This window comes from Deinococcus sp. (assembly GCF_018260405.1).
Lineage (GTDB): Bacteria > Deinococcota > Deinococci > Deinococcales > Deinococcaceae > Deinococcus.
Genome location: NZ_JAGLBG010000077.1, coordinates 1 through 12,600 on the forward strand (window position 1 = coordinate 1; position 12,600 = coordinate 12,600).

A 12,600-nucleotide genomic window follows, 5' to 3' on the forward strand; every position below is an offset into this window, starting at 1 on the left:
CCACCGCGCCCATCAGCTTGAAGGGGTCCTCGCCCGAGGCCAGCAGGCGGCGCAACTGGGTCACTGCCTCGCCGGGTCGTCCGGCGGTGGCGGCTCCCAGCATGGCAAAACTGTCGCCTGGCGGCTCCCGCCCGACGATGCGCTGCACAGCCGCCAGCGAAAACGGGCCGTCCAGTATAGCCAGTTTATTCAGTTCGCCCGCGATTGCGGCCAGGTCCGCGCCGAACACTTCGGCCAGATAGGCGGCGGCGTCGCGTTCCAGCGCCAGCTTTTGCTTTTTAGCCCGCTGCACGACCCAGCCCGTTACCTCGCCCGCTTTGCTGGGAGCAGGAGAGGCGATCACCTCGCCCGCTTTTTCGTAGGTTTTAAGGCGTGTGGCGGGCGGCGACTCGTCGAGCACCGCCACCGTGACCGCCGCCGTGGTCAGCAGTTCCAGCAGTGCCTTGTCGGGCTTGACTCCCTCCAGATCGACGATCAGGCCACCATCACCAAATAGGCCGGGGGCGAGGTGTGGTCCGAGGATTTGGGAGGTGACTTCCTCGCCGCCCAGTCGCAGCAGTTCGCGGGGATTGAGGCCACGGGCCAGCAGCGTGTCGCGCAGGGTTTCATCCGCCAGGAAGCGGTTGCCGGTAAAAGCGATCAGGCTCAAATGGGATTCACCTCCTTGGTCTTGCAATCCGTGTTTACGTGGCCTGGTGACGTGGTGACGTGGGCTTAGTCGCGCAGTTCGCCCAGGCCCAGGCTGGCACGGGCCTGGGCGAGCGTGTTAAGCATAACCCCGGCGGTCTGGGGGCGGCTTTTCAAATCCCGCTGAAGGGCCGAGAGAATCAGCGGGCGCAGCACGGCAGGCCCCGGTATCTGGGCGCGGTTTTCGGTGATGCCCACCAGCCAGCCCAGGGCGTCGTCGTAAGGTGGGTGTCCGGCCAAGCAGTCAAACAGCAAGACGCCAACCGAGTAGAGGTCGCTGCGGGGGTCGCCCCGTATTCCCTGAAACTGTTCCGGAGCCATAAAGTGCGGCGTTCCCATGCGGGTGCCGCCGTGAATGTCGAGTGGCAGATGCTGGGCATGGCTCATTCCAAAGTCAATGATCCGCACCGCCCTGGCACTGGGCTGTCCACCCAGCAGCATCACGTTTTCAGGCTTCAGATCGTGATGCACCACGCCGCGCGAGTGCAGATAGGCCACCGCTTTTAAAATGCCCCAGACCACCGAAGTCGCGGCGTCCGGATTCATGGGGCCGCAGCGTGCAAGGTCGCGCAGTGTGCCCCCAGGAATAAAGGGAAACACCAGCTGGGTCGGGGTTTGCCGCAAGCAGGGGATAATCAGCGGGTGGCGCAGCGCCGTTACGATCTGGCCTTCATGTTCAAAGCGGGCAACGGTAAGGGGGTCTTCGCTGACCAGCGTTTTGATAAAGACAGTGTAGTCCTGACACTTGCCTTTTTCGAGTAGCACACCGCCGTGTTGCCCAAGCACTTCGGTCGAGCGCAGGACCGCTTGCGGTGAGAGTGGGCTTAATTCAATGTCCAAGGTCGTCTGGTACTCCCTAATTCACCTTCAGCCTAACCCAAGGCGGCGGCGTTATGCCCTAGCTTCCCTAGCAGCTACCATCTCCGGTGCTCTAAAAAGAGTCCGGCCAGACCGTGTCTTTTCTGGTTGACCTTCACCTTCTAGTTTAGAACTCCTGGCCTGCGTCTCATTGTTTGCTGCTGAACAGTGTGCCCGCCGGGCAATGGTTTCGGAAAGTCGCGTTTGCTGTGGGAGGCATCGGGGCTGAACGCCTGTTAAGCAGGCAGGAACCCGCATGAGACAGGAAAAAGCTCCCACGCCCAGTCAGGGTGGAAGCCACCGCAACAGGAAACTTAGTTTACGTTGACGCGGACGCTACTGGCCAGACCTCTGATGGTCGCTTCGTTGCGTGAATAGTCTTTGAGGTTCCCGGCGATGGTCATGACCAGAACCCGTCCGCCGACGCTGGTCATGAGCAGTTCGCGGCGCAGGTCGTCGCCCTGCCCAGGGGTAGTAAAAACGAACTGCGCCCAGGGCTTACCGCTGAGCTGCACCATGTTGGATTTCAGGCTTTTGAGACTGGGAATCTGCGCCTTGATGACGGCTGGAAACTGTGTCACCAGCTTATCGACCTCGTTGGGGGCGAGTTTACCGTCGCGCCACTCGAACGCTACGCTGACCTTGCGGTCGTCGGTCAGAAAAACGGCGTCAGGGCGCCCCGCCGCCGAGGGAAAAGCCTTCCTGATTCCTGCATCGGTCAGGCTAAGCAGATTTGGGCTGGACTCGACAGTGACAGGAATATTTCCCAGTTTCACCGGGACTGCGGCGGCCAGACCAAGCGAAAACAACAGAACCGAAAGGGTGCGCTTCATTGAAGAATAAGCTAGCCCTATCCCCCCTCCACCTAATGAACGTTGTATGAGTAGCATGGAGTGGCTGTCATTTTGCCGTCATGTTTCCTCTGCAACGCTTCGCTAGCCCACGCCTGCTCCAGAAATGACCGCTGGACCAGCTTATAGGGATTCAGACTGAACCGGGCCGTTTTGGATTCAATCCGGACAGAAACGAGTGGGAAAAGATACGGGTTTCGCGGTACGGACTCGCAAAGCTGCCCACCAGAGGCGTATCGGGTGCCTTTCTAAGGGTACAGGTCTAGGGGTACCGAAATTGAGCGCAGTCTGTATTGTGCCGACTGCTGTATGTCCTAATGCTATGGCAGCGCGTCTGTGGCTGGTGAGGCGGCTGGAACGTACGCCCTTGAACCTAAAAAACCCCGCCAAAGCTGCGGGGTCACTCAAGGCTGAAAACCTCAATGCTGCGAAGTTCAGCTGGTTTTATTGTCTTTGGGGGCTGTGGCGCTGCTGGAATCCGCCGAAGTATTCGGGGTGGTGTTGGTCGCAGGGGCCGTGCCCTGATTGCTCTGGGCCGGAGTGCTGTCTGCGCTGCCCGAAGAAGCGGGGTTCGTGCTGGCGGCGGCGGCCGAGCCAGGTTCCACGGTAGCGCCCCAGGTTGCCCCGGTGGTGGCGGCCTGGGTAGACTTGGCCGCACCGGGGGCAGGCGTCTGGGCGGGTTCCTCAATGGTTTCAATCCACGCGCTGCCGACGATGTCACGCACCTGCTTGCTAAACGAGTGAAGTTGCTTGGCCGCGTCGGGGCTGATGGCCTCGACAGCGTTCAGGACACCCTGACGCGCCGCAGGAACACGCGCCAGCACGACAATCCCCGTGCCCAGCAAGGCCAGGGCAGTCAGGCCGCCGTCCATGCCGCTCTTTTTAGGGGCAGGACGCAGTTCAGCTATCAGGCGCTGGGGGTTACGCCCCACCTGTTTTTCCAGACGTGCAAATTCGCGCTGCACCTGCTGATGAACCGGAGCAATGCGCTTCTCGATGGCGGCTTCCAGCTTCTTCTGGTTCCAGTTCTTCTTCTGGGCACGCAGTTCTCTTTCGGCGTCGCGGCGGGCACGGGCAATGGCGCGTTCGACGTCGCGGCGCTGGCTTTCCAGGCTGTGGCCAGCCGTATCGCGCAGCGTACTGGCGCGGTCGCTCAGCTCGGCCAGGGCCTGCTGACCCTTACGGGTTGCCCCCTTGACGGCCCTATCGGCCAGCTTACGGCGGTCTTCCACCGTGTCCAGCAGATCATCTTGCAAGGCCCCAAGCTTGGGAGCGTACTCGCGGCGGGCCTGCTCTGCCGCCTGTTCGGCTTCTTTGCGCAGCTGCGCGGCGTGTTCGGCGGCGGTGCCCACCAGGCTCTGGGCGGTGCTCAGCAGAGAGTGCGCCCGCTGGGGCGCGTCTTCACGCAGGCTGCCCCAGGTGTCGCTGGCCTGGTGAGCGGCGAGGGCGGCGGCCTCGTGCGCCTGCTCGGCGACGCTGCCCAGGGCGGGCTTGACCGTTTCGTTCAGGGTGCTTTGGGCGCTGTCCAGGGCGTCACGGGTGCCCAGCACGAGGTTGCGGCGCAGGTCACGGTTCAGGGCTAAGGCGGCAAATGCGCCAAGCAGCACGAGACTGCGCTTGCTGACGCCTCCAGTAGATTCGTTGGTCATTGATCTCTCTCCTTTTAGAGCCCTTTTGCGGGGGTCAATGCACCCATTGTGGCCTCAGGCGCAAACAAAAATGTTTAGAAAACGTAACGCTGGGTTCATGTTCCGCCGCTGGCCGCCTGTCTCTGTCCCTCCTGCCCCCCTGTCTCCGGGCCGAGTGTAGTGGTCGCCCGACTGCCCCCCGGCCCGGCGCACTAGACTCTGCGGGTGACTCGTAAGGCCCGCACGACCCCAGCTCACCCGGACTCAGCCTACCCAGACCCAGCTCAGGCCGACCTGCCTGTGGCCGCCGCAGGGCCGCAGGGCATCGCCCGGTTGGAAATTCAGAATCTGGCCACCATTACGCGGCTTTCCCTGGAACTGGGCAGCGGGTTCTGTGCCTTTACGGGCGAAACGGGGGCCGGAAAAAGCATCATCGTGGACGCGCTGGGGCTGCTGCTGGGGTCGCGGGCCAGCACCGACCTGATTCGCACGGGCGAGGAAGACCTGCTGGTCACGGCCTTCTGGCCGCGTGGCAAAGATGAACTGACCGCCAGCCGCCGCGTCAGCCTGCACGGGCGCGGCACTACCCGGATCGACGGCGAGGTCGTGACCCTGCGCGAGTTGCAGCAGTGGTCGCAAGACCGGCTTACGATTCACTGGCAGCACTCGGCGGTCAGCCTGCTCTCGGCGGCCAATCAGCGGCAACTGCTCGACAGACAGGTGGCGGGGGCAACGGCGCAGTACGCGGCGGCTTACCAGCAGTGGCGCGGCGCGGTGGCCCGACTCGAAAAATTGCAGAGTTCCGAGCGTGAGCGGGCGCGGCAGCTCGACTTGCTGTCGTTTCAGGTGCAAGAAATCCGTGAGGTCGCGCCGCAGCCCGGCGAGGAAGAACCGCTGACTACCGACCTGACCCGTCTGGCAAACCTCGACGCCATCGCCCAGGCGGCGGCGGGCAGTCTGGAACTTCTCAGCGACGGCGAGATCAGTGCGCTGGGCTTGATGTCGCAATCCGTGCGGGCGCTGAATGCTGGGGCCAGATACGACGAGGCGACCGCGCAGTTGCAAACCGAGTTGCGCGAGGCGCTTGATGCGGTGCAGGCGGTGGTCAGCGAACTGCGCGTCACTGCCGAGAACAGTGCCGCCGACCCGGAGGAACTGGCCCGCGTAGAAGCGCGGATCGCGGCGCTGGGCAAACTGAAGACCAAATACGGACCGGGCCTCCAGGACGTGCTGGACTTTCAGGCGCGGGTCGCCGACGAACTGGCCGAACTGCAACGCGACGAACAGGACGCTGGAACCTTGCACGAAGACGTGCTGGCGCTAGAAAAGGCTGTGCGCGAAGCCGGAGCGCGACTTGACGAGGCCCGCCAGAAAGCCGCCGGGCCGCTCGCCGGGCAACTGCTGGACGTGATCCGCGAACTGGGCATGCCCCACGCCCGCATGGAATTTCGCCTGCAAACGCTGGAGACGCCCGGCGCCTCTGGCCTCAGCGACGTGAAACTGCTGTTTACTGCCAACCCCGGCGAGGAACTGGCTCCACTGGCCGACGTCGCCTCGGGCGGCGAACTGTCACGCGTGATGCTGGCGATCAGCACGGTGCTGGGGGCCGAAACGCCGTCGGTGGTCTTCGACGAGGTCGATGCCGGAATCGGTGGCTCGGCGGCGCTGGCAGTGGCGGCGCAGCTGGCGCGGTTGGCAACCGGGCGGCAGGTGCTGGTGGTTACTCACCTGGCCCAGATTGCGGCGCGGGCCGATCATCATTACAAGGTCGAAAAACAGGTTGAGAACGGGCGCACGGTCAGCCGGGTGCGTCTGCTCTCGCCGGAGGAACGCCTGGAAGAAATCGCGCGGATGCTCTCGGGCAACACCTCGGAGGCGGCCATGAGTCATGCCCGCGAGCTGCTTGAACCTGCCAGGGCACAGGCTGCCGGGGCGCAGGCCAAAGCCACAGCAAAGGCCGGAGCCAGAAAGGTCTGAGCCTTCCGTGTGACCGAAGCTCTCCGAAACCTGAAGGCGCGGTTCAGCGCTTGATCAGTTCCTGGCATTACAGTGCTCTCATGAAGCGTTCTCTTTTTGCACTGGTCGGCCTCAGCGCCGCGCTCCTTACGGCCTGTACCGGCCAGGGTCCCAGCAACTTCAAGGTGCATGAAGTCGCGCTGTACGGCGGCACGCAGCAGCGCGTCGTATGGGTCTACGGGGCGCTCGGCAGCGGCGGCGGCAGCTCGGTCAAGCTAGGCGGCGCGGCGGTGCAATTGCGCCCGCAGGTGCAAGACCCCCTAGCCCTGCCCGGCACTCTTAGCGTGGAAGGACAGGCCACCTACCGCGTGCCCACGCCCGGCGCACCGCAGAAACTAAGCGTCACGCTCGGCGCGGACGGCCTGTTCAACGTAACCCCGCTTAACGGCGCGTCGCTGGCGGCGGTCTACTACACCGACGGCGCGAGCTGGAGCAGACTGGGCGCGGCCTCTGGCCCGCTGAGCGGTGTGGTCAGTGGAGCACCCAGCAGCGGCCTGCGCGGGGCCGGGCAGCTGACCGACGCCGAAGCCGACGCGCTGAGCCGTGTTATGGCGACCCAGGGACCGTTGACAGTGGCGGTGCTTAATGACCCTGCGCCCAGCCTGAGCGCCGAGCCGACGCCCAGCGAGAGGCTGAGCACCAGCCTGTATCTGCTGCCGGGCAGGGTGGATCCTGTGCCGACCCCTGCTCTTACAGTCACGCCAGGGTTACCCAACCCCAGGCCGCAGGGAGGCCAGATGACCGGACAGGCCGTAAACTTTACTGAGGTGGCCAGCGGTAACAACGCGGCGGCCACTGCGCCAAAGGTGCAACTGGCGACCACTCCCGAGCAAATCCGGGCGCTCTATGCCCTGGCCTATGGCCGCCAGAGCAGCGTGCCTGCCACGCCGCCCCTGGAGGCTGGACGTTCGCTGGTCGGCATTTTCCTAGGGCAGCGCAATACCGGGGGCTATGGCGTGCGCGTGACTGGCGCCGAACTCAGCGGCTCTACCCTTACCGTGCGCGTCGCCGTCAGCTCGCCCCGGCCCGGCATGCTAACCACGCAGGCGTTGACCAGCCCCTGGACGATTATTAGCATTACTGGGCGGCCCAGCGAGATCGTGGTTGTGGACGACAGCGGTCAGCTTACCTTTCCCTAAGTTTGACCCTTGAGTCTGTCTAACGGGTCTGATTGCCGAGTCCGGTTGCGGGCGATCTATAACCCCTGGCCCGCTGCTGACCCTCGCCGCCTACACTGGGCGGCATGTTAGGTCTGATTGGCATTGATGTAGACGGCACCCTGGTCGGCACTGGCAATGTGGTGCGCCAGGATGTCTGGGACGCGCTGGCTCTGGCGCGGCAGCGTGGTGTGCGCCTGGCGGTGTGTAGTGGCCGCCCCGCCATCGGCAACGCGCTGGACTATGCCCGCAGGCTCGACCCGGACGGCTGGCACGTCTTTCAGAACGGGGCCAGCGTGGTCAAGGTGGACACTGGCGAGAGCCTGTCTGAAGCCTTTCCGCCTGCCGAGTTGACACGGCTGCTGGCGCTGGCCCGGCAGCAAAAGCGCCTGCTGGAGGTCTACACCGACGACGAATACGCCATTACCGAAACGGGCGAACAGATAGCCAAGCGCCACGCGGCGTTGCTGGGCCTGCCTTACTCGCCACTGGCCCCGGAAGACCTGAAAAAGACGGTGGTACGGGTGCAGTGGGTGGTGCCCCACGCCGAGAGCGGCGAAGTATATGCCCAGGATTATACCGGCCTGGAACTGCATCCTGCGGGCAGTCCCGTGATGCCGGATGTCAATTTCATCAGCGTGACGAAAGCCGGGGTCAACAAAGGCAGTGCGCTGGGCCGGGTCGCGGCGGGTTACGGCCTGACGCTTGACCGGGTTATGGCGGTTGGTGACGGCGAAAACGATATGACGGCCCTAAAAGCCGTGGGCCATCCGGTGGCGATGGGCAATGCCGAGCCGATGCTTAAGGCTATCGCGCAGACCGTGGTGTCCAGCGTGGACGAGGGTGGGTTGCGCGAAGCGGTCGAGCTGGCGCTTACCCTGTAGAGTCTGGGTTTGTCGGCTACCTAACCGTCCAGCACCGTATTGATTGCGTCCAGAATCCGTTCGCCGTAGGCCACGATGCGTTTTTCGCCCAATCCCGGCACGCCGCGCAGTTCGTCCAGCGTGCGGGGTTGCCGGGTCGCCAGCGCCGTCATAGTGGCGTTCGGATAGACCACGAAGGCGCTGTGCCCGCTCTCACGGCTCAGTTCGCGGCGCAACTCGCGCAGGGCTTCCTCGACTTCCGAGTTGGGTTCAGCATGTTCGGGTGGGTCTAGCAGTGCGGGGACTGGCGCGGCACTTTTGTGCTTTAGGCGCTCCAGAACCGCGTTGTTGTGCCGCGCCCCAGCTTCGTCTGGGCCTGGGCCGGGACGGATGGCCGCTGGCGCGCCGCTGGCGTAACCGCGAACGACCTGCAACACCTCGTCGCCGTAGTCGGCCAGTTTGCGCTGCCCGATACCGCTGACCGTGCCCAGCGTGGCGTGACTGCTGGGGCGCAACTCGGCGATCAGTTTCAGGGTGGCGTCGGTAAAGATCACGTAGGGCGGCACGGCCAGGGCGCGGGCGCGTTCCAGTCGCCAGGCTCGCAGCGCCCCGAACAGCGGCGCGTCTTGGTCGCTCACCGGGGCGCGGCCTGCCCGGTCGCGTTTTTTCAGCGTCTTCTCGCGGGGCAGCAGGGTGTCCTCGCGCAGCATCAGCCGCGTTTCGCCCCGGAGCAGGGCGCGGGCTTTAGGCGTGGCGCTCAGGCCAAAGTGATCGTCGGCATTCAGGTAGCCCAGGCTGATCAGCTGGCGAATCACGCTGCGCCACATCTTTTCGTCGTGGCTGGCTCCCACCCCGAACGTCGGCAGCTGATGGTGTCCTAGCGCCAGAACCTTCTCGGTCTGTTTGCCCAGCAGCACATCCGTCAGATGCACCGAGCCGAAGCGGTTGCCGGTGCGAACGGCGGCGCTCAGGGCCATCTGCGCCTCGCGGGTCAGATCGCGCGACTGTGGGGGATTCAGGCAGGTGTCGCAGTTGCCACATGGCTCAGCCAGCGTTTCGCCGAAGTAAGCCAGAATCACCTGACGGCGGCAGCTCGCCGTTTCGCAGTACGTGAGCAAGGCATCGAGTTTGCCCGCCTCGGCCCGCTTCACGTCCTCGGGGGCGTCGCTCTGGGCCAACATCCGGCGCACGTTGACCACGTCCTGTAAGCCGTAGACCATCCAGGCAGTGCTGGGCAGCCCGTCGCGTCCGGCGCGTCCCGTTTCCTGGTAGTAGCCTTCCATACTCTTAGGAAGGTCGAGGTGGGCCACAAAGCGCACGTTCGGCTTGTCGATACCCATGCCGAAAGCGACGGTGGCCGCCACGATCACGCCTTCCTCGTTCAGAAAACGCTCCTGGGTTTCGCTGCGCTGCTGCGGCGAGAGGCCCGCGTGGTAGGGAAGGGCGTCAAGGCCCTGTGCGGCCAGCCACTTCGCCGTTTCCTCGACCGACTTGCGCGACATACAGTACACGATTCCGGCGTCTGAGGCGTGTTCGGTGCGAATAAAGTCGAGCAGCTGGCTCTTTGGGCTTTCCTTGAGCGCCACCCGGTACTGAATGTTGGGACGGTCAAAACTGGAAATGAATTCGGGCGCGTCCCACAGGTGCAGCACGCTTTTGATGTCGGCGCGGGTGCGGTCGTCGGCGGTGGCGGTCAGGGCCACACGCGGAATGTTCGCAAAGCGCTCGGGCAAAATGCTTAGGCCCTGGTACTCGGGCCGGAAATCGTGACCCCACTGGGAAACGCAGTGCGCTTCATCCACGGCAAAAAGGGCTATCGGGGCGCCGCTGAGAAGTTCCAGCATGCGCGGCAGCAGCAGGCGTTCTGGGGCCACGTACAGCAGGTCAAGTTCGCCGCTTTGCATCTGTTGCTCGACCCGGAAGGCCTCGGGTCCACTTAGGGTCGAGTTGAGAAAGGCGGCCCGCACCCCGAGTTGCCGCAGGGTATCGACCTGGTCTTTCATCAGGGCAATCAGCGGCGAAACCACGATGCCTACGCCCTCACGGAGCAGGCTGGGCAGCTGGTAGCACAGGCTCTTGCCACCGCCAGTGGGCATCAAAACCAGCGCGTTTCCGCCGCCCACCACCTGCTCCACGATGCTTTCTTGCACCCCCCGGAAGGCCGGGTAGCCCCAGATGGTGCTCAGCAGGTGCAGGGCGCGGCTGTGAGTGGGGTGGGTAGGTGCAACAGGCGCAGTCATCCAAGCCAGCATAGCGCGTTCTGCTGGCAGCAGAATAAGGCGAGGAGCGCCGGTGTCTGGTAGTGCTGGTGCCCAGACGTGTCGAAATACGTGTTCTCCCTTGACACCTCTGGCAAGCGGGTCTACCCTGAGAGCACTATTACTGTTTTTCAGCGTCATCTTCAACTCTCCCAGCCTGGTTGCAGGACTGGGCGCGTTGTGCTGCCGCACCCGGAGGACCCTATGAAAAAACTGCTTCTCACTGCCGCCCTGCTGACCAGCGCTTGTACCTTCTCGGCGGCTTCCGCTGCTGGAACCCTGGTGGTGGCAGGCAACGGCGAACCCGTCAGCCTGGAATCGGCCAACATCACCGACGGCATTTCGATCAACGTGCAGCGTCAGATTTATGATTATCTGGTTGATTTTAAGGACGGCACCACTGACGTTATTCCCGGTCTGGCGACCAGTTGGAGTGCGAACCCCGACGCCACCAGCTGGACTTTTAAACTGCGTAAGGGTGTCAAATTTCACGACGGCACGCCATTTAACGCCGACGCGGCAGTCTTTAACCTCAACCGCTGGTGGGATAAGGACGACAAGTACGGTTTCCGTGATCAGGGCCGTAACTACGAGATCGTGGGCCAGTTGCTCGGCGGGTACAAGGGCGACAAGACCTCCGTTATCAAGGCCATCACCAAAGTCGACGACTCTACCATCCGCATCGACCTGAACAAGTCCAGCAGCGTGCTGCCCGACATTCTGGCCGCCGGTTACTTTGGTATCGCTAGCCCGGCGGCCATCAAGAAAGACGGGGCCAAGTACGGCACCCCAGCGGGCAGCGCGGTGGGCACCGGCCCCTTCATTTTCCAGACCTGGACCACTGGCGACCGCGTGACCCTCAAGGCCAATGCCGGTTACTGGGGCGTTAAGCCCAAGGTCGATGCCGTCATCATCCGCAGCATCAAAGACCCCTCGCAGCGCCTCAACGAGCTGAAGTCGGGCAACGTCGACATCGTCAACGACCTTACGCCCGACAGCCTCAAGAGCGTGCAGAGCGATAAGAATCTGGTTATGGTTAAGCGTCCGAGCTTCAACGTCGGCTTCCTGAGCCTGAACAACCGCAACGAGTACTTCAAAAATGACAAGGTGCGGCAGGCCGTGAGCATGGCGATCAACAAGAAGGCCATGGTCGACGCCTTCTGGAACGGTCTGGGCACCAGCAACGCCAGCTTCGTGCCGCCTGTGCTGGGCTGGGCCAACAGCAAAGCCGTACCCGCTGACTACAAGTACGACCCGGCAGCGGCCAAGAAACTGCTGGCCCAGGCCGGTTACCCGAACGGTTTTACCATTGACCTGTGGTACATGCCGGTCAGCCGCCCGTACTTCCCGAATCCCAAGCCGACCGCCGAAGCGATTGCCGCTGACCTCTCGACCATCGGGATCAAGGCCAACCTCAAGACCGAGGACTGGGCCAAGTACCTCGAAGACCGCAACAAGGAACCCGGTTTCGACATGTACATGATCGGCTGGACCGGCGACTACGGCGACCCCGACAACTTCTACAGCGCCTATTACGGTCAGGGCGGCAGCGACGACATCAACTGGAGCCCCGCCAACGTGCAGAAACTGCTGGAACAGGGCCGTGGCGCGGTCGGTCAGGCTGCCAAGGCCAAAATCTACTCGCAGCTGCACGACATCACTTACAACGCGGTCTACCGCATTCCGGTGGTTCACAGCACCCCGCTGGGAGCGTCCCGCAGCTACGTTAAGGGTTGGGTGCCCAGCCCGCTTGGGAGCGAAGCCTTCAACAAGATTTCGCTGGTTGGCAAGAAGTAAAGTTTGCTTGGGGAAAGGGCTTACCGTAGTGTCGGCCCTTTCTTTCGCTTTGGTAGTGTTTTCAACTCTACCGAATAGTTGGCCTCCTTATGGCAATATTCCTTCTGAACTTTGCCGGAACCTGAGCAACTTATACGGACTTGGGTTAGAGCATTTTGCAAAAAGATGGTGCTCTTTTGACCCTCTTTTTGCCGAGTGGAACGAGTGAAAAAAAGAGCAGGACGGAGAATGAAGGAGGCGGCGGTGTTTTTCCGACGTCCCCATCATTCGGAGAACGGCTCTAAATAGTTTGCAAAAACCGCTTACTTTGCGCGGACTTGTAGAGCTGCGCTGCAAAGCGAGTGAAAGCAAAGAGGACGGTTGGGCGTGAAGTTAGTCAACTGGTGCCTAGGCGGGTTGCTAACGAAACAGACGGCCATGTGTATAGGCTAAGCTGAGAGCAAGCTTCGCAAAGAGGGTCGTTGCTTCTAGGAGGGCTATTTTGG

General features: G+C 62.9%; 9 protein-coding genes. 4 read left to right on the top strand and 5 right to left on the bottom strand.

Annotated features, from left to right (window positions below; genetic code table 11):
* The 4 genes from holA to QZ269_RS09905 form a co-directional block, all read right to left on the bottom strand.
* A partial coding sequence (gene holA / locus QZ269_RS09890; RefSeq protein WP_291426546.1) for a DNA polymerase III subunit delta occupies positions 1-649 on the bottom strand: 649 nt, incomplete at its 3' end.
* A gap of 65 nt (positions 650-714) precedes the next feature.
* Complete coding sequence (locus tag QZ269_RS09895) at positions 715-1,527, bottom strand: serine/threonine-protein kinase (protein ID WP_291426547.1); 813 nt, start codon at positions 1,525-1,527, stop codon at positions 715-717.
* Between the two features lie 332 nt (positions 1,528-1,859).
* On the bottom strand, positions 1,860-2,378 hold the full coding sequence (locus QZ269_RS09900) for a hypothetical protein (RefSeq protein WP_291426548.1): 519 nt from the start codon (positions 2,376-2,378) through the stop codon (positions 1,860-1,862).
* A gap of 452 nt (positions 2,379-2,830) precedes the next feature.
* A complete protein-coding gene (locus QZ269_RS09905) occupies positions 2,831-4,045 on the bottom strand; it encodes an alginate biosynthesis protein AlgP (RefSeq protein WP_291426549.1) in 1,215 nt (404 codons plus the stop codon).
* Positions 4,046-4,249: 204 nt separating this feature from the next.
* On the opposite strand from QZ269_RS09905, the gene recN reads away from it, so the two are divergent.
* The 3 genes from recN (at position 4,250) to QZ269_RS09920 (ending at position 8,081) form a co-directional block, all read left to right on the top strand.
* Positions 4,250-6,001: a DNA repair protein RecN gene (recN, locus tag QZ269_RS09910; protein WP_291426550.1), complete on the top strand. Its 1,752-nt coding sequence runs from the start codon at positions 4,250-4,252 to the stop codon at positions 5,999-6,001.
* An 80-nt stretch (positions 6,002-6,081) separates the two neighbouring features.
* A complete protein-coding gene (locus QZ269_RS09915; protein ID WP_291426551.1) occupies positions 6,082-7,179 on the top strand; it encodes a protease complex subunit PrcB family protein in 1,098 nt (365 codons plus the stop codon).
* Between the two features lie 104 nt (positions 7,180-7,283).
* Positions 7,284-8,081: a Cof-type HAD-IIB family hydrolase gene (locus tag QZ269_RS09920; RefSeq protein WP_291426552.1), complete on the top strand. Its 798-nt coding sequence runs from the start codon at positions 7,284-7,286 to the stop codon at positions 8,079-8,081.
* 20 nt (positions 8,082-8,101) lie between these two features.
* Here the strand turns inward: QZ269_RS09920 and recQ are convergent, their stop codons facing one another.
* Positions 8,102-10,300: a DNA helicase RecQ gene (gene recQ / locus QZ269_RS09925; protein ID WP_291426553.1), complete on the bottom strand. Its 2,199-nt coding sequence runs from the start codon at positions 10,298-10,300 to the stop codon at positions 8,102-8,104.
* A gap of 222 nt (positions 10,301-10,522) precedes the next feature.
* Between recQ and QZ269_RS09930 the strand changes: the two genes are divergently transcribed.
* Complete coding sequence (locus tag QZ269_RS09930; RefSeq protein WP_291426554.1) at positions 10,523-12,115, top strand: ABC transporter substrate-binding protein; 1,593 nt, start codon at positions 10,523-10,525, stop codon at positions 12,113-12,115.
* The last annotated feature ends 485 nt before the right edge of the window (positions 12,116-12,600 follow it).